General features: G+C 41.8%; 10 protein-coding genes and 1 other annotated feature. Of the genes, 6 read left to right on the top strand and 4 right to left on the bottom strand.

The window, feature by feature from the left end; genetic code table 11:
• Window positions 1-355: 355 nt before the first annotated feature.
• Together L4C37_RS07955 and gltB are read right to left on the bottom strand one after the other, a co-directional pair.
• The gene (locus L4C37_RS07955) at window positions 356-1,825 is read right to left on the bottom strand and encodes a glutamate synthase subunit beta (protein WP_137374516.1); all 1,470 of its coding nucleotides are present in this window, start codon (window positions 1,823-1,825) and stop codon (window positions 356-358) included.
• Window positions 1,825-6,372 (bottom strand): glutamate synthase large subunit, encoded by a 4,548-nt coding sequence (gltB, locus tag L4C37_RS07950; protein ID WP_137374517.1) that lies wholly within the window; start codon window positions 6,370-6,372, stop codon window positions 1,825-1,827. Before gltB ends, L4C37_RS07955 begins: the two co-directional genes overlap by 1 nt.
• A gap of 534 nt (window positions 6,373-6,906) precedes the next feature.
• On the opposite strand from gltB, the gene mnmL reads away from it, so the two are divergent.
• From mnmL to L4C37_RS07930, 4 genes are all read left to right on the top strand, one after another.
• Window positions 6,907-7,869 carry a tRNA modification radical SAM protein MnmL/YtqA gene (gene mnmL / locus L4C37_RS07945; RefSeq protein WP_429768295.1) on the top strand — a complete coding sequence of 321 codons (963 nt, stop codon included), beginning with the start codon at window positions 6,907-6,909 and terminating at the stop codon, window positions 7,867-7,869.
• Window positions 7,870-7,912: 43 nt separating this feature from the next.
• The gene (locus L4C37_RS07940; protein ID WP_372264470.1) at window positions 7,913-9,664 is read left to right on the top strand and encodes a diguanylate cyclase domain-containing protein; all 1,752 of its coding nucleotides are present in this window, start codon (window positions 7,913-7,915) and stop codon (window positions 9,662-9,664) included.
• A gap of 140 nt (window positions 9,665-9,804) precedes the next feature.
• Window positions 9,805-12,252 (top strand): aerobic respiration two-component sensor histidine kinase ArcB, encoded by a 2,448-nt coding sequence (gene arcB / locus L4C37_RS07935; protein WP_429768294.1) that lies wholly within the window; start codon window positions 9,805-9,807, stop codon window positions 12,250-12,252.
• 4 nt (window positions 12,253-12,256) lie between these two features.
• Window positions 12,257-12,697: a hypothetical protein gene (locus L4C37_RS07930; protein ID WP_273293550.1), complete on the top strand. Its 441-nt coding sequence runs from the start codon at window positions 12,257-12,259 to the stop codon at window positions 12,695-12,697.
• Between the two features lie 100 nt (window positions 12,698-12,797).
• On the opposite strand, the gene arcA is transcribed toward L4C37_RS07930, so the two are convergent.
• Window positions 12,798-13,514 (bottom strand): two-component system response regulator ArcA, encoded by a 717-nt coding sequence (gene arcA, locus L4C37_RS07925; protein WP_137374522.1) that lies wholly within the window; start codon window positions 13,512-13,514, stop codon window positions 12,798-12,800.
• Between the two features lie 577 nt (window positions 13,515-14,091).
• Between arcA and L4C37_RS07920 the strand changes: the two genes are divergently transcribed.
• Entirely contained in the window at window positions 14,092-14,574 is a 483-nt protein-coding gene (locus L4C37_RS07920; protein WP_429768293.1) for a putative 4-hydroxy-4-methyl-2-oxoglutarate aldolase, read from the top strand.
• Between the two features lie 14 nt (window positions 14,575-14,588).
• Here L4C37_RS07920 and L4C37_RS07915 read toward each other — a convergent pair whose 3' ends face one another.
• Window positions 14,589-15,044 (bottom strand): ribonuclease regulator, encoded by a 456-nt coding sequence (locus tag L4C37_RS07915; protein ID WP_429768292.1) that lies wholly within the window; start codon window positions 15,042-15,044, stop codon window positions 14,589-14,591.
• A gap of 311 nt (window positions 15,045-15,355) precedes the next feature.
• Window positions 15,356-15,474 (top strand) — a sequence feature (Thr leader region).
• 30 nt (window positions 15,475-15,504) lie between these two features.
• On the opposite strand from L4C37_RS07915, the gene thrA reads away from it, so the two are divergent.
• A complete protein-coding gene (thrA, locus tag L4C37_RS07910) occupies window positions 15,505-17,964 on the top strand; it encodes a bifunctional aspartate kinase/homoserine dehydrogenase I (protein ID WP_137374525.1) in 2,460 nt (819 codons plus the stop codon).

Below are 17,964 nucleotides of genomic sequence, written 5' to 3'. Positions count from 1 at the left end.
GCATAATTATTACTTAATTTGCGTGGGGTGATTGGTTTTTTATATTGTATAAACTTGTTTGATAAACTTAGTTTGGCAATAAACTCTATTTGCGAATAATTCTTAATAAATAATCACTTATTTGAGTTTTTTATAAATTCATATTGTTGAAAGAAGTAACGTCGTACTTGTAAGTGATATTTAACATTTTATTATCATTTCAATGAGGGGAGGTGAATAGTTAAGTAGTTGCTTTCGAAGTGGCTACGGACAGTATTAAAGTATCCTGCCGGAAGATAAGTACAAAAAAAGCCAGCATAAAATGCTGGCTAAAAATTTGGAAGGATTGCTGCTATTTAATGCAGCTTGTAATTATTTACGCTGAAAGCATTAGTGAATCAGATTTTGCTTCAAGATTGGTCCCACCCATTAGATAACCATCTATTTCTCGAGCACATTCACGGCCTTCATTAATACAACGAACAACAAGTGATTGACCTGTGCGCATATCGCCTGCTGCAAATACGCCTTTTTGGCTAGTTGCAAAACCTTGCGTTGCTACATTGCCACGATCATCAAGTTTGATGTCTAGTTGAGCAAGTACACCTGTTGGTTCTGGATGTAAGAAGCCCATCGCTAGGAATGCCATATCACATGGAATTACTCGCTCAGAGTTTGCTACTTCTTCAAAACCAGGACGTTCACCAGGCTTAGCGTCTTGCCATACGATGTCAGCAATTCGTAGACCAGTTACTTCACCTTTATCGTTGCCGATAAATTCTTTAGTCAGAATATTCCAGTGACGTTCACAACCTTCTTCGTGGGAAGTGGTTGTTTTCATGATCATAGGGTATTGAGGCCAAGGCATATTAGCAGGGCGCTTCTCTGGCGGGATCGGCATGATCTCTACCTGAGTAATGCTCGCTGCTTTATGACGGTTTGAAGTACCTACACAGTCAGAGCCGGTATCACCACCACCGATAACCACAATGTGCTTATCTTTAGCGTGAATTTCTTCTGTCTTAAGCTCTAAGTCATTTGCACGACGGTTATTTTGACCTAAGAATTCCATAGCGAAATGAACGCCTTTGAACTCTCGACCTGGGATTGGTAAATCACGAGGAACCGTTGAGCCGCCCGTTAACAGTACAACATCGAATTCTTGACGAAGTTGTTGAGCATTAACGTTCACACCAATGTGTTGGTTAACTTCAAACTTCACACCAGCTTGAGCCATCAGGTCAACCTTACGGTCGATGACGTCCATACCTAGTTTGAAGTCAGGAATACCAAAACGCAGCAGACCACCTACTTTTTCGTCACGTTCAAATACAGTAACGGTATGGCCGGCACTGTTTAGTTGCTCAGCCGCGGCTAAACCAGCAGGACCAGAACCGATGATCGCAATTGTTTTACCAGTGCGAGAACGTGGTGTTTTTGGTTTGGCGTACCCTTCACGGTACGCTGTTTCTACAATCGTTTTTTCGATATTACAGATTGTGATTGGATCTTGGTTAATACCAAGTACACATGCACTCTCACAAGGAGCAGGGCATACACGACCTGTAAATTCAGGGAAGTTGTTTGTAGAACTTAGGATGTTCCAAGCTTCTTCCCAGCTATCACGGTAAACCGCATCGTTGAATTCAGGAATGATGTTACCAATCGGACAACCGTTGTGACAGAAAGGGACACCACAATCCATACAACGAGATGCCTGAGTACCGATCTTTTCACCAAACTCTTCGTTAAGAACGAACTCTTTGTTGTCTTCGATACGAACTGATGGGTCGAGCTTCTTTGGAAGCTCACGACCGTGTTCTAAAAATCCAGTAGGCTTACCCATTATACTGCCTCCACTTCTTCCGTTTGTGCCTGTTGTGCTTCAGCCTTACGCTTTTGAAGTACCGCTTTGTAATCACGTGGCATTACTTTAACCAGTGATTGAATGCTTACCTCAAAGTTGTCTAGGAAAGACTTAGCAACTTCACTTCCTGTGAATTCAACGTGCTTAGTTAGCATTTCTTTTAGCAGAGCTTTATCTTCTGCTTCGATTGGATCTAGGTCGACCAGTTCAGCATTAAGCTTGGTTTCAAAGTCACCTGCTTTATCCCAAACATACGCAACACCACCACTCATACCAGCCGCAAAGTTACGACCTGTAGAGCCAAGGATTACCGCGACACCACCAGTCATGTATTCACAACCGTGGTCACCTACGCCTTCTACAACGACCTTCGCACCAGAGTTACGAACACAGAATCGTTCGCCAGCCATACCGCGAATGTAAGAATCACCTGATGTAGCACCGTAGAAACAAACGTTACCTACAACGATGTTGTCTTCAGCTACGATAGAAGATTTTGCGTCAGGGTATAGTACTAGCGTACCGCCAGATAAGCCTTTACCCCAGTAATCGTTCGCGTCGCCTTCAACTTCAAATTTCACACCTTTCGCAAGGAATGCACCGAAAGACTGACCTGCACTACCGTAGAACTTAACATTCATTGGCTTAGGTAAACCTTGGTCTTTGTAGACTTTAGAAATCTCGTTAGACAGCATGGTACCCGCAGAGCGGTCTGTGTTGATGATAGGGAATTCAGCGTTAACAGCTTCACCTTTCTCAAGTGCTGGAATTGCAGCTTGAATCAACTTGCGGTCTAGAACTTCTTCTAGGTTATGGTTTTGCTGTGTTTGGTTGTAAATACCATCGCCTTCACGCGCAGGTTCAATATGTAGAACAGGCGTTAGATCTAGGTTTTTGTACTTCCAGTGACCGATATCTTCACGAACTTTCAGTTTCTGAGATTGACCAACCATTTCTTGAATTGTGCGATAGCCAAGTTCTGCCATCACTTCACGTAGACCTTCAGCCATGTATTGGAAGAATGTCACTACGTCTTCTACGCGACCGTCAAAACGTTCACGAAGGGTCTTGTTCTGTGTTGCGATACCAACTGGGCAAGTGTTTTTGTGACACTTACGCATCATGATACAGCCTTCAACAACTAATGCTGCTGTTGCTACGCCCCATTCTTCAGCACCTAGTAGTGTTGCTACTGCAAGGTCACGAGGTGTTTTCATCTGACCATCAGACTGAACAACGATACGGTTACGTAGACCATTCTTCAGTAGTGTTTGGTGAGTTTCCGCTAGACCTAGCTCCCAAGGAAGACCGGTATGACGGATAGATGACATTGGAGATGCACCTGTACCACCATCAAAGCCAGCGATAAGTACAACGTCAGCTTTTGCTTTTGCTACACCTGATGCGATCGTACCAACACCTGCTTCCGATACTAGCTTCACGTTTACACGACCAGCACGGTTAGCGTTCTTCAGATCGTAGATTAGCTGAGCCAAATCTTCGATTGAGTAGATATCGTGGTGTGGCGGTGGAGAGATAAGACCTACGCCCGGAGTCGAGTGACGCGTTGCACCGATCCAATCATCAACTTTATCACCAGGTAATTGACCACCTTCGCCAGGTTTTGCACCTTGTGCCATCTTAATCTGAAGTTCATCAGCATTAGATAGGTAGTAAGAAGTCACACCAAAACGACCTGAAGCAACTTGTTTAATTGCTGAACGTTCCCAATCACCATTTTCTTTACGCTCGAAACGAACTGGGTCTTCACCGCCTTCGCCTGAGTTAGATTTAGCACCGATACGGTTCATTGCGACAGCAAGTGTTGAGTGTGCTTCGTGTGAGATAGAACCGAAGCTCATCGCACCTGTAGCAAAACGCTTCAAAATATTCTCAATAGGTTCAACTTCCGCTAGAGGGATAGAACCTGCTGGATTTTTGATGAATGCTAGCTGGCTACGCAGTGTTGCTGCATTGTCACCTTGGTCATCAACGGCTTTCGCGTACTTCTTGAATTGAACGTAATCTTTGTTACGAGTTGACTCTTGAAGCAAAGAGATTGTTTCTGGGTTGAATAAGTGTTTTTCACCACGTTGTTTCCACTGGTAAACACCACCAACATCTAGAACTTGTACTGGGATTTCACGTGTCGGGTAGCCCACACGGTGACGAACCAATACTTCTTTCGCGATGTCATCGATAGTCAGGCCTTGAATACGAGAAACTGTGCCTGTGAAGTATTTTTCAACCACAGATTTGCTAATACCAAGAGCTTCAAAAATTTGAGCACCGTGGTACGACTGAAGCGTAGATATACCCATTTTAGAGAAGATCTTAAGAAGACCGCCGTTAACACCTTTACGGTAGTTGTCGAACAGTTCTTCAGCCGATAGATTAGGGTCTAGCTTCTTAGTACGCTGAAGATCAATGATCGTTTCAGTCACTAGGTATGGGTTAACTGCGTTAGCACCGTAACCGACTAAGGTTGCAAAGTGGTGCGTTTCACGAGCGTCGCCAGTCTCTACTACGATGTCACACTTCGCACGTAAACCTTTACGGATTAGGTGGTGGTGAACGGCGCCAACAGCCAGCATTGCTGGAATAGCTGCGTGGTTAGAGTTAACTGCACGGTCAGTTAGAAGAATGATTGAGTAACCATCGATTACTGCATCTTCGGCATACTGACAAATACGCTTAAGAGCACGTTCAAGTTTGCCTTCTTCTTCACTTGCACGGAAAACGATATCTAGCGTCTTAGCTTGTAAGTGCTCGTTATCGATAGCGCGAAGTTTTTCAAGTTCAGCGTTTGAAAGTACTGGAGATTCTAGTTCTACTTTTTGACAGTGTTCTGGCGTTTCAGCCAGTAAGTTCTGGTCTTTACCTAGGTAAGTGTTCAGAGACATAACCATGCGCTCACGAATCGGGTCGATAGGCGGGTTAGTTACTTGAGCAAATAACTGTTTGAAGTAGTTTGATAGATGCTGAGATTGGTGAGAAAGAATCGCTAGTGGCCAATCGGCACCCATAGCAGAAAGTGGTTCATAACCAGTCTTCGCAAGAGGAACGATAATCTCGTTCACTTCTTCAGAGCTCACACCAAAAGCTTGTTGGTGATGCATCAGTTTTTCAGGAGAAGGTTGGCTGTGTGCATTATCTGCTTCAGGCAATTCTTTCAAGCTTAATAGGTTGTCTTTAACCCATTGCTCGTATGGCTGTGAGTTAGCAATGCCATCTTTCACTTCTTCATCAGAAATGATGCGACCTTGCTCTAGGTCAGCAACAAAAATACGACCTGGTTGCAGACGACCACGGAACTCTACGTTCTCAGGTTCAATTTCAACAACGCCAGATTCAGAAGCCATCACAAGGAAGTCATCTTTGGTCACTGTGTAACGAGAAGGACGCAGACCGTTACGGTCAAGTGTTGCGCCAACTTGAACACCATCAGTGAAACATACAGAAGCCGGACCATCCCAAGGTTCCATTACATTCGCGTGGTACTGATAGAACGCACGACGTGTAGGATCCATGTTTTTGTTTTCTTGCCATGCTTCAGGGATCATCATCATCAACGCATGTGGCAGGCTGCGACCAGAAAGAACTAGGAGCTCTAATGCCATATCAAAGTTAGATGAATCTGAACTGCCTTCCTGACAAATAGGAAGAAGCATGTCGATTTCAGCTTTAGTGAAAAGATCAGATTCAATGATCGCTTCACGTGCTTTCATCCAGTTCAAGTTACCACGAACCGTATTGATTTCGCCGTTATGAGCGATGTAACGGAATGGTTGAGCTAGACGCCAGCGAGGGAATGTATTTGTTGAGAAACGAGAGTGAACAAGCGCAAGTGCCGTTACCATCGTTGGGTTTTGAAGATCTAGGAAGTATTGAGGAACTTGTTCCGTCGTTAACTGACCTTTGTAAACTAGAGTCTTATATGACATTGAGTTGATGTAGAAATCATCGCCAATGTTAGACACACTTTCTAAACATACACGAACCGTGTAGTTACGTAGTACGTAAAGTTTACGCTCTAGTTCTTCTGGAGTGGTACTTGGGCCACCGGAAATGAATACGTGTTCAAATTGAGGTTCAGTGCTTAGTGGATCTGCACCGATCATTGAGTTGTCAGTTGGTAATTCACGGTAGCCTAAAACTTCAAGTTCTAGACGCTGAGCATTACGCTCAAGAATATCACGACACTGTGCACGCTTGTGTTCATCTTTAGGGAAAAGTACAACACCAACACCGTACTTTTCAAAAGAAGGAAGCTTAATTCCAAGCGTTACCGACTCTTCAAGTAAAAATTCATGGGGCTTTTGTAGCAAGATACCTGCGCCATCACCAGAGCAAGGATCACAACCTTGACCACCACGGTGTTCCATACGCGCTAGCATATCGAGGGCTTGAGTTACTACATCATGAGATTTACGGTTTTTTAGGTGAGCGACAAAACCGATACCACACGCATCATGCTCCAATTCTGGAGTATACATGCCCTGTGCACTCTGCTCTCTATCTACCATAGATACATCCTTCCAGTTTATTCTAGGCACAACTCCGCTTATATACAGATGATGAGCCTTGTCCTTTTATATTTATGAATCTAAAACTAACCCTTGGTGAGTTAGTTTGAGTCCTTTCCGTATCCCGCAGAAAAATATTGCGAGAAAAACAATCCTTGGTGTTTTCCAGTTAAATTTGAACACAATCTAGTGATTCATATAGGTGGGGTTAGGGAAACACCGATGTTTCGATGAGTTTCTTTGTAGTTGGAAATACAAATAAACCGCCAAAACTGTAAGTATCCTACAATTTTGTGAGGTTGAAATGCAAACAAAAGTAGATCGCAGCGCATTTTTTTTACACTGGAAATAGAAGTTATGTGTGTATTTTGCCTAATAAGTCGAATGTAACGCATTATTTTTGCATGTTTATTGACTTGGTATAACGCATATCGTTTTTATCTAATTAAAATTGCCCCTTAGTTATTTTCATTACCGTAATTTTATTACACAAATCTTAATGATATTCATTTCGATTTGCAACAGGGTTCAACAATGCAACTGCACGAGCTAGTCAACACCATAGGACAAGACTTACAGCGCCGTTATGGTGAGAAAGTCCATAAGTTAACCTTACATGGTGGGTTTAGCTGCCCCAATCGAGATGGCACGATAGGAAAAGGCGGTTGCACGTTTTGTAATGTTGCGTCTTTTGCTGATGAAGAGACTCAAATTCAAAGTATTGCTGCTCAATTAAGCGATAGAGCTGGAGAGATCGCCCGCGCTAAAAAGTATCTGGCTTATTTTCAAGCTTACACAAGCACCTATGCAGAAGTTCAAGTGCTAAAGAATATGTATGAAGAAGCGCTGCAGGCTCCCGAAGCCGATATTGTAGGCTTATGCGTGGGTACTCGACCTGATTGTGTACCGGATTCGGTACTCGATTTATTGTCAGGTTATGTTCAACAAGGTTATGAGATCTGGCTTGAGCTAGGTCTACAAACTGGCAACGATTTAACACTCAAGCGTATTAACCGTGGGCATGATTTTGCCATATATGAACATATTACTCAGCGGGCTCGTGCCTTAGGAATAAAAGTCTGCACGCATTTAATTGTTGGCTTACCCAAAGAAACGAAAGCCGATAATTTAGAAACGCTAAAGAAGGTGCTTGAAGTAGGCACTGATGGTATTAAATTACATGGTCTACATATTGTTGAAGGCAGCACCATGGCGAAAGCATGGAAAGCGGGTAAATTAGAGGCGCCTACGCTAGAAGAATATGTCGACATTGCCTGTGAGCTGATTCAAAGAACACCAGCTGACATTGTGTTTCATCGAGTATCGTCCGCAGCAAGAAGACCCACATTATTGTCACCATTATGGTGTGAGAATCGCTGGTTAGCGATGACTGAAATAGGCAGAGCACTTGATAAATCAGGTCCTCAAGGTATGAAGGTCGCCCAACCTTTTGAATATACACTGCCAATTTTAACAGCAGATAAAATAGTCAATTAGTGATATATTTTATCTATTGAATAGGTAGATGTATTGAGTGTAAATGGAACTGCTAAAAAGTTGGTTGTGGGATAATACGTATGGCTACGGCTTTGATATCGTAATTATTCTATTGTGCATTTTAATGTTTTGGTTTGTTTACTCTCGCTACCAAACCCACTTAGCCAATATCCTTTTAGACTCACCTTCCGCAATTTGTTTTATTGACCTGCGTTCTGGAGAAGTGTTGCAAGCAAATCGACCTGCTATGCAGCTTCTTGGAATTCGCCTTATTGGAATTAGCTTCCGTTATCCGACAACAGAAAGCCAACATAACTTCCTGCAATATTTATCCAGTCACCAACAATCACAATCTTTTGAGCAAGTCTCACTTTGGACATCATCAGAGTTTGAATCATTTAAAGTCAATTTTTCAGGTAGAAAAGTGTTCTTCCGCGGGAAGCGTGTGTGGATGATTTACGCATCCCCACATCAAAATTCTCAAGAAGAGCAGTCGGAAGAAATTAAAGCTCTAAATGTAGCTCGGACGGCTCTAGATTCTTTATCTGAATTAATTTATGTGAAAGATGAAAGTGGCAAATTAGTCGCGAGTAACCGCTCGTTCAAAAGGTTTTGGCATGGTAGACCTGAGGAAGGCACATTTAATGTGTCCGGTGGGATGCTTAAAGGTCGAGTAAGCGAACGATCATGGACGACTGATCAAGATGGAAAAAGTTGCTTGCTGGAAACTTATCAAAGCGTTTTACTTTCTGAAAATGGTCACAATATTGGAGTGCTCTCGATCAGTCATGATGTGACGGATTGGCATGATATGCAGCAGCAATTACGCGCCGAAATGGAAAAGCGTAAAGATACAGAGGTAGCGCTGGCGCAGAGAGATACTATTCTGCAAAATATCCTAGAGTCTAGCCCTGACTCTATTGGGATCTTCAATGAAAACATGGTCTACCAAGCTTGTAATCGACCATTTGTTCGTGCTCTTGGCATTTCAGATGTCAATGATTTGATAGGTAAACGCTTGCAAGATGTGGTTCCCGGTAATATGTATCTAAGATTATCCGAAACCGATACTCAAGTGCTTCATCATGGAAAGTCCTTACGTTATATCGACAAAGTTCAGTCCAGTGAAGGTAACTACACTTGGTATGACGTAGTTAAATCTCCATTTAGGGAACCAGCTTCAGGAACTAATGGTGTACTCATTATGGCTCGCGATATTTCTGAGCGTTACCTAGCGGAACAAAAGCTCGAAGAAGCGAATTTAGAACTGGAACGTTTAAGCTTTATAGATAGTTTGACTCAGGTGTCTAACAGACGTCGATTTGATGAGCAGTTAACGACACTTTGGCATCATCATATCCGTGAGAATATCCCGATTACTATAATGCTGTGTGATATCGATTTCTTTAAAGGTTACAACGACTTTTATGGACACCAGCAAGGTGATGACGCTTTAATTCGAGTATCTCAAGCCTTTACTCGAGTACTGAATCGTTCTTCTGATTGTGTAGCACGATATGGTGGTGAAGAATTTGGCTTTATCCTGCCGAATACAACGGCTACAGGTGCTCAGTTAGTGGCACAAAGGATTCATGACGAAGTTGAAAAGCTAGGTCTTCAACATGACAAGTCTACAGTATCTAATCTATTAACAGTGAGCTTAGGTATTGCGTCGCTTGTCCCTAGACCTAGTGATGAAATGGAATCTGCGGTTGCTCTTGCAGACAGCGCACTTTATCAAGCAAAAGCCGATGGTAGAAACCAAACCAGTGTTCATCCTTCATCTATGTTTTAAGCTTAGGTTCTCTATTGCTCATTTATAGAATTTACCTTTTATTTAAAATGAATGGCACTCTCTTTCATGTGATGTGACAAGCTTACCTACTGACTCTAAACAGGTTAGAATATTGCTAGTCTTATCGCATGGAGCGCTAAATGAAACCCATGAAAAATCTCGCCCAGTATTATGTCGATCTTCTCGTCAAACTGGGAATTGTCCGCTTTTCTATCTTACTTGCCTTGGCTCTAGTCGCTCTTGCCGTTGTGGTTCAAGTCGGAATCACTTTAGCCTTAAAAGGCAATGTTGATGATATCGATATTGTCCGTTCTGTTTTCTTCGGTCTTGTGATTACCCCTTGGGCAGTTTACTTCTTATCTGTTGTTGTTGATCAGCTGGAAGAGTCTCGTCAGCGTTTAGCTAAGTTAGTTTCTAAGCTTGGTGATATGCGCTCCCGAGATCAGGATTTAAACAATGAACTTCAATTGAATATCGAAAAGCTGAATCAAGAGATTGAGGAGCGTAAAAAGGCAGAAGAAGCACGTGCTGAAGCGATGTACGATCTTGAAAATGAAGTCTTTCAACGAGAGCGAACTCAGCTAGAGTTAGCGGAACGCACGGCGTTATTACGTTCATTTATTGATGCTTCCCCTGATTTGATCTATTACCGGAATGAAGAGGGTGTTTTTTCTGGGTGTAATCGGGCGGTTGAAGAGCTAACTGGAAAGAAAGAAAAAGATCTGGTGGGTTTAACGCCTTGGGACGTATACAGCAAAGAAGTGGCACAACAAGTTGTTGAGACCGATGAGAAAGTTTTTGCCGATAACCAAGCCTTAACTTATGAACAGTGGCTGGAGTACCCCGATGGTCGTAAAAATTACTTCGAATTACGTAAGGTGCCATTCTATAGCAAAGAAGGTCGTCATTTAGGGTTAGTCGGTTTTGGACGAGACATTACTGAGCGTAAAGAACATCAAGAATCATTAGAAAAAGCGAGCCGAGATAAAACAACCTTTATCTCGACCATTAGCCATGAATTAAGAACGCCACTAAACGGTATTATTGGCTTAAGTCGAATGCTGCTTGATAGCCATTTAACCCAAGAGCAGCGTAAGCATATGCAGACGATTAAAGTCAGTGCTGTGACTTTAGGTAATATCTTTAATGACATTATCGACATGGATAAGTTTGATCGTCGCAAATTGGAATTGCTGCCTACGCCTGTGAATTTTGAAGACTTTGTCGTAGAGATGGAAAGTATCTCTGGGTTAATGGCAGAGCAAAAAGGGCTGAGATTTGATTTAGAGAGATTGTCTGAACTTCCTCTTGCGATTGAAGTTGATGGCACTCGCTTAAGACAAGTGCTTTGGAATTTAGTCAGTAACGCAATGAAGTTTACCAAAGATGGTGGTGTGGTGATGACGGTCAGCGCTGATGTTGAAGACGGATTTGCCAATATAGTGATGGAAGTTGAAGATACCGGCATTGGTATACCTGAAGCGGAAGTTGATAAGATTTTCGCGATGTATTATCAGGTGAAATCTGGCGCTGATAACTTACACGCAGTCGGAACTGGTATAGGTTTAGCAGTTTCTAAGCAGCTGATTAATATGATGGATGGTGATATTGATGTCACCAGTGAAGAAGGCTTTGGTAGTACATTTACTGTTTCAATTCGCGTTCCCGTTCATAACGATCAAAAAGTGCTGCTCAAAACTCCGAGAAAGCAGTCTCAATTGAATATTTTTATGGTTGAGGATATTGAACTTAATGTAACGGTTGCTCGTTCATTACTTGAAAGTTTAGGTCACACAGTCAAAGTTGCGATGACAGGGAAAGATGCACAAATTGAGTTTACCCCAGAAGAATATGATTTAGTTCTATTGGATATCCAGCTTCCAGATATGACAGGCTTTGATGTGGCTCAGTACTACCGCGACAAATATCCAGAGTTACCGCCATTAGTAGCACTCACTGCTAATGTACTGAGTGACAAACAAGAATACTTCCAAAAAGGAATGGATGAGGCGATCAGTAAACCCTTATCGGTAAAAGCGATTCAAGACGTGATTGCCGAGTTAGTTGAAGTTGTTCCTCATAATATTAAAGGTAATGAGCCGTTAAGCTCTAACGTTTCCCACTCTAAGCTATCTGACACGTATCCAAAAGATGCTGATTCAGACGATTGTTTGGGTGAAGATGCGAAAGCGAATAAGAAGTGTCTTGAGTCAGTAACACAGGAGAATCCTACTTCGATTGATACCAGTTTACTTGATATCGACATGCTAGAGTCTTATGTTGATATTGTCGGGTCAAAGCCTGTTCTTGATAGTATAAAAATGTTTGAAGATATGATGCCCGGCTATATGGACATTTTAAATGCAAATATGGCAGCAAAAGATCAAGCAAGTATTGTTTCAGAGGCTCATAAAATTAAAGGTGCTGCGGGTTCTATTGGCTTAAAACGAATCCAGAAAACAGCTCAAAAAGCTCAATCACCAGATATGCCAGGATGGTGGGATAACGTATCTGGGTGGGTTGATTCAATAAATAATGAATATCAACACGATATTGAAGTTCTCAAAAGTTGGTTAAACCAAAGGTAGAAAAATGAAAAAAATTGCATTGGTATGTGCGCTGGCTTTAGCTGGCTGTTCAACAACTCAGGTCGAGTGGCAACAAGACAATCAAATTAAAGTTGCAGAAGCGACGGTCGTGCTGAAAAGTAACTTATGGATAAATAAAATGCCAAGCATTGGTGAAGCACAAGACCAAATGCTGCATGGCGCTATTTATCTTCAAGCCACGTCAGAATTACCGGCGGAGCTAGCTGTTGAAGGGCTTACAATTAAGCAGGGTGCTGAAACTTGGCTGATTGATGGTAACGATTTGGAATTAAGAACACATAGTGAAACTCAATGGGAAGTCGCTTTTAAATGGCAGTTAGAGGTCGATGATACACAGCCTGTTGATGTTGCTGTTCAACTAAAAGATGGTGAAGCGGTAAAGTGGTTGGTTGAGCATGATGTGAAGGTTGATACTGTTTACTAAATTATTAAGTATAAATCTAAAAAAGGAGCCTGTTATGCAGGCTCCTTTTTCATTATTAGAAAACAAAACACTTTCTAAAACTAACTTATCGTAAAGGTGGTTAGTCTTCTAGGTCACCACAGAAGCGGTAGCCTTCACCGTGAATCGTAGCAATGATTTCTGGAGTACCAGAAATTGATTCAAAGTGTTTACGAATACGACGAATAGTTACATCAACAGTACGGTCATGTGGTTTAAGCTCACGACCAGTCATCTTCTTAAGAAGGTCTGCACGTGTTTGTATCTTCCCTGGGTTTTCACAGAAGTGAAGTAACGCACGGAATTCAGAACGTGGCAGTTTGTAACCTTCGCCATCAGGGCTAACAAGAGAACGGCTGTTGATATCAAGTACCCAACCATTGAACTCGTATTTTTCTACGCTGCGTTTTTCTTCAGTTGTAGCACTTGTGCTCATTGAACGGTTTAGAAGGTTACGTGCACGAATAGTTAATTCACGAGGGTTAAATGGCTTAGTGATGTAGTCATCAGCACCGATTTCGAGGCCGAGGATCTTATCTACTTCATTATCACGACCAGTTAAGAACATAAGTGCTACGTTTGCTTGTTCTCTTAACTCTCGAGCTAATAAAAGACCATTTTTACCAGGAAGGTTAATGTCCATAATAACCAGGTTTACTTGGTTGTCAGAAAGCACTTGATGCATTTCTTCACCATCGCTGGCCTCAAAAACAGCATATCCCTCTGCTTCAAAAATACTCTTAAGAGTGTTACGAGTTACTTGCTCATCTTCAACGATAAGAATCTGCGGGGTTTGCATTTGGCGGTACCTAAATTTGTGACTAAACTGTGCTAATAGAATAAATTCTAGGCAAAAAAATAACATACAGGTAATGTAATTTTGATGATAACTCAAAGTTTTCAAAAAAACACTTACTTCCCGCTATCCGCCTTCCTTGCAGCTTTGCCCAATAACGTATATCCAAGTACGCCAATACTATTCTGTTAGTGATTGCTGCGAATTCTATAATGTTAACAGCATGCTAACAATGCGAGAATGTTAATTCCATTCACTTTGTTGATTTATATCAATTGCTGATTTGCAACAAACGCTAATAGTATGGCTACAAGTTAAGCTGTATGTTAATTGACTAGTTAATTAACATATTGGAATTTTTATACATGAAAGAATTGTAGATGACTTGTAGAGTTTTGTCGGAAGATCTTGTAATACTGTTGGTAAAAGAGATTAGGATAACGATAAAACACGCAAAAACTCATTTAATAAATTATAAAGCCTGCTTTGTAACTGAATGTGTTTTATAACTGGTTAAACTGTATAACTAAAAATGCATAATGCTATGCCACTTCGCATAGTTTAATCTCATGGAGGATATATGCACGATATAACACCGGACTTGTGTGACCAATTTGAAAGTAAAGTTACTTTACTTCGACTTCCTACTCAAAACTACGGTCAAAAAGGTGCGTTCTGGGGTGAAATTGTCACAGTACGTTGCTATCACGATAATTCTAAAGTACGCGAAATGCTCGAAAAAGATGGGACTGGCAAAGTATTATTTGTAGATGGTAACGGTTCTTGCCAGAAGGCTCTTTTGGGAGATCAGTTAGCAATTTTAGCCATTGAAAATGGATGGGAAGGGATAGTTGTAAACGGTGCTATTAGAGATGTTGCAATGATGTCTCAAATGGAACTTGGTGTTCAAGCTCTTGGTGCTTGTCCATTTAAAACAGAGAAACGAGGCGCTGGAGAGGTGAATGTGACACTCTCTATTCATAACCAGCTAATACAGCCGGGTGATTATATTTATGCAGATTGGAATGGCATTTTATTATCATCAGAGAAGTTAATCGCCTAGCGTATTTATTGGCGCTAAAAGCGAAAGCCTAAACCCACTTCAATACCTTTCTGCCACTCTTCATAGTCAAGAGTGGCATGAATATCTAGATTGTCTGTCACTCTCATTCGGCTGGATACTTCAGCAGTTACCACATTTTCATTTTCGTTGTTGGTGTTATAAGTGTGAAATGCACTTTTTACAGATACTTTTTCTGTTAGTTGGTAGCTGACGCCGCTTAAAAAGCCATTTTCAGACTTAAGATAAGACGTGTTTATTCTTGCCCCTACATATAAATCAACGTTGTTGAAAACATTGTATGAGTAGCCACCATCTACTTGCCATACATCAAAATTATCATTTGATGTATTTTGGCTAGAAATAAAGAGCTTATGTGGGGACTCGATACCTTGTCCTGGAAGGAGAGGAAGCTGATTGGCAAAACAAACTGAGGGCGCAGCAAAAATCATAAGAAATAGTATTCTTCTCACTCTCCACTCCTTTGTCCGAAATTATTATTTTTAACAGCCTCATAATTAAAGCACACAAATAATAAGCTAGCTTTAAAATTGACCTAATATCTGAATATTATGTGATATGCACCATGACTCACTGGTGTGTAGGGGATGTGTACTCAGAACTATTCTTCGCAACTGTTAAGTGTAATTTTCATTGAAATGAAGCTCAGCCCTTAAAAAACGTCTGAATATAAAAAAAACGCAACTTTTGATTGACGGCACACATGAAAAATTGATACACGTAGAGGTAAGCAAACATAGAGAATTTAATATGCAGCACACACGCCACCTAGTAATGACCACCACCATTATTATTACCGACATTATTATTGTTGGGGCAGGCTGCTAAGTAACGGATTAACAAGAAAAGGCCTGTATCCAACAAGATACAGGCCTTTTTTTATACCATTTTTTTGATTTTATGGAGAAAGGGATGCGAGTTCTAAAATTTGGAGGTTCATCGTTAGCTGATGCTGATCGTTTTTTACGAGCTGCAGATATCATTGCTAACAATGCTCAACAAGAAGAAGTAGCGGTTGTTTTATCAGCCCCAGGCAAAACAACGAATAAACTGGTTGCGGTTATTGAAGCAGCTTTGAATAACGGTGAAGCTGAACATCAAATCACCGAGCTTGAATCGTCATTCGAGTCTCTGTTTAATGAGATCAAAACGGTATTACCCTCTATTGATGGCGAGGCATTTGAAGAGCAAGTGAAAGTCTCGCTGGCTCAACTTCGTCAATTTGTTCATGGTATTAACCTTTTGGGCATGTGCCCGAATCACGTTAATGCACGTATCATCAGTAAAGGTGAGCGTATCTCTATTCAGTTAATGAAGGCTGCATTAGAGGCAAAAGGACAGGCTGCGAGCCTAATTGACCCTGTACAATACCTATTTGCTCAAGGTGATCACCTTGAAGCTATGGTTGATGTTGAGGTTTCTACACAAAACTTCCGCCAATCTCCTCTTCCACAAGGTCACGTTAATATCATGCCTGGTTTCACTGCCGGCAATGATAAAGGCGAACTGGTTACACTTGGTCGTAATGGTTCTGACTATTCAGCCGCTGTACTTGCCGCTTGTTTACGTGCTGATTGTTGTGAAATTTGGACGGATGTAGATGGCGTTTATAACTGTGACCCTCGGTTAGTCGATGATGCTCGATTACTGAAATCTCTGAGCTACCAAGAGGCAATGGAACTTTCATATTTCGGTGCATCGGTTTTACACCCAAAAACAATCGCCCCGATTGCCCAGTTCCACATTCCATGCCTGATTAAAAATAGTTTTAATCCTCAAGGCGCTGGCACGCTCATTGGTCAAGACACAGGTGAAGATAATCTGGCGATTAAAGGCATTACGACACTTAGCGATCTAACCATGGTCAATGTTTCCGGTCCTGGCATGAAAGGCATGGTCGGCATGGCGAGTCGCGTCTTTGGTGCTATGTCTTCTGCGGGTGTGTCGATTGTTCTTATTACTCAATCTTCTTCTGAATACAGCATTAGTTTCTGTATTGAATCTGCTGATAAAGCTAAAGCTCAAAGAGTGCTTTCTGAAACGTTTGAGCTGGAATTAAAAGACAGCTTACTTGAACCTGTAGAGTTTATGGACAACGTTGCCATCGTGACTCTTGTTGGCGATGGTATGCGAACTTCTCGCGGCGTTGCTTCTCAGTTCTTCTCATCACTAGCTGAAGTGAATGTAAATATTGTCGCGATTGCTCAAGGATCATCTGAGCGAGCAATTTCAGCGGTAATCCCAGAAGATAAAATTTCTGAAGCGATTAAAGCGTGTCACGAGAACCTATTTAACTCGAAGCATTTCCTAGATGTATTCGTTGTTGGTATTGGTGGTGTTGGTGGTGAACTTGTTGACCAAATTAAGCGTCAGCAAACTAAGCTAGCTGAGAAAGGCATTGTGATTCGTGTTTGTGGTCTAGCAAACAGTAAAGGTCTACTACTGGATAGTGAAGGTTTACCTCTAGAACAGTGGCGTGACCGTATGTCGAGTGCAACTGAAGAATTTAGTCTGTCTCGCTTAGTAGCATTAGTACAGCGAAACCACATCATTAACCCAGTTCTTGTAGATTGTACATCCAGTGAAACTATTGCTGATCAATATGCTGATTTCTTAGCGGCTGGTTTCCACGTGGTTACACCTAACAAGAAAGCCAATACAGCAAGCATGTCTTACTATCACCAGTTGCGTGAAGTTGCGCGTAGCTCTCGTCGTAAATTGATGTATGAGACAACCGTAGGCGCAGGCCTACCTGTTATCGAAAACCTGCAGAACTTAATTGCAGCAGGCGATGAATTAGAGAAATTCAACGGTATCTTATCTGGCTCGTTATCTTATATTTTCGGTAAGTTAGATGATGGTATGACGCTAAGCCAAGCAACGAATATCGCAAAAGATAATGGCTTCACTGAACCAGATCCTCGTGATGATCTTTCAGGTATGGATGTTGCGCGTAAACTACTGATTCTTGCTCGTGAAGCAGGAATGGCATTAGAACTTGAAGATGTAGAAGTTGACCAAGCGCTTCCACCTGGTTTTGATGATTCAGGCAGTGTAGAAGAGTTTATGGCTCGCTTACCTGAAGCGGATGCTTACTTCCAAGAACAATCGGCAATTGCTGCTGAAGAAGGGAAAGTATTACGCTACGTAGGTGAAATCGCCGATGGTAAATGTAAAGTTCGCATTGCTGCTGTCGATGGTGATGATCCAATGTTTAAGATTAAAGACGGTGAAAACGCATTAGCCTTTTACAGTCGTTACTACCAGCCAATTCCACTGGTACTGCGTGGCTATGGTGCAGGTACTGAAGTTACTGCGGCAGGTGTATTCTCAGATGTAATGCGTACTCTTGGTTGGAAGTTAGGGGTTTAG

Origin of the sequence: Vibrio kagoshimensis (assembly GCF_050337535.1) — a bacterium.
GTDB lineage: Bacteria > Pseudomonadota > Gammaproteobacteria > Enterobacterales > Vibrionaceae > Vibrio > Vibrio gallaecicus.
The sequence above is the reverse complement of the archived record's forward strand: the minus strand, read 5'-3'. Positions and strand labels throughout refer to the sequence as shown.